This is a genomic window from Kitasatospora sp. NPDC001159 (genome assembly GCF_053598235.1).
On record NZ_JBSFJV010000286.1, the window covers coordinates 1 to 1,291 of the forward strand.

Genomic DNA, 1,291 nt, shown 5'->3' on the forward strand with positions numbered 1-1,291 from the left:
CCGGCACCACCATCCAATGGACCACCCTCCTCCCCACCCCACACACACTGCCGGACCTCCCCACCTACCCCTTCCAGCACCAGCACTACTGGCTCACCGCCCCCGACACCGCCACCCCCGGCGACTTCGGCCTCGCCGCAGCCGAGCACCCCCTCCTGGGTGCCATCGTCGAACTCGCCGACGTCGAGCGGACGGTGTTCAGCGGTCGGCTCTCCGTCGCCTCCCAGCCCTGGCTCGCAGACCACGCAGTGATGGGCTCGGTGCTGATGCCAGCCGCGATGGTGCTCGAAATGTTCTGGCACGCCGGTCACCGCCTCGACGCCCCGCGCGTGGCGGAACTGACCCTGGAAGCACCGCTGGTCATCGGTGAACAGGGAGTCCTCACCCTCCAGTTGGTCGTCTCGGCGCCGGACGGAACCGGCCACCGCACGGCGAGCCTGCACTCGCGGCCCGCCCAGGCCGACTCGGACGAGCCGTGGACCCGCCACGCCACCGGCGTCCTCACCAGCGCCGAGCCCGCTCCCGCCGAGGACCTGGCCGCCTGGCCTCCGGCCGGCGCCACGGCCCTCGCCGCCGAGGGCCTCTACGACCGACTGGCGGAGCGCGGTTTCGACTACGGCCCGGCCTTCCGCGGGCTGCGGCAGGTGTGGCAGCGCGGCGACGAGCTGTTCGCCGAGGTCGCGCTGCCCGACCAGGCGGCCGCCGTCAACGGCTTCGCCCTGTCGCCCATGCTGCTCGACGCGGCGCTGCACACCCTGCTGGTGCAGCAGGGGGACACGGATGTCCGGCTGCCCTTCGCCTGGTCCGGTGCCTCGTTGTACGCGACCGGCGCCGACGCCCTGCGGATCCGGGTGACCACCGCCGAGGGCGGCGATGTCGCCCTGCTACTGGCGGACGAGTCCGGCGCACCGGTCGCCTCGGTGGAGGCGCTGGCCGTCCGTCCGGTGACCGCCGAGCAGTTGGCGGCCGCCTCGGGCGGGCAGGACCCGCTGTTCGAGATCGAGTGGGCCCCCGCCGGCCCGGCCGTAGTGGAGCAGAGCGCCACCGTCCTCGACGGCCCGCTCGCCGCACTCGCCGAGCGCGGTGCCGTTCCGGCCACCGTGTTCGCCCGCGTTCCCGCGACGGACGAAGCCGGAGACACCACCCCGACTGCCGCCCACCGCATCCTCACGAGCGTACTGACGATGCTTCAGGAATGGTTGGCGGAGGAACGTTTCGCCGGTTCGCGGCTGGTTCTGGTCACGCGCAACGCCGTGCCCGTCCACGAGCACGAGCCCGTCGATCCGGCGCA

General features: G+C 73.2%; 1 protein-coding gene. It reads left to right on the forward strand.

Annotated elements, in window-relative coordinates:
* The coding region (locus ACWC9T_RS41910; RefSeq protein WP_449826264.1) for a polyketide synthase dehydratase domain-containing protein at nucleotides 1-1,291 on the forward strand (1,291 nt) is incomplete at both ends.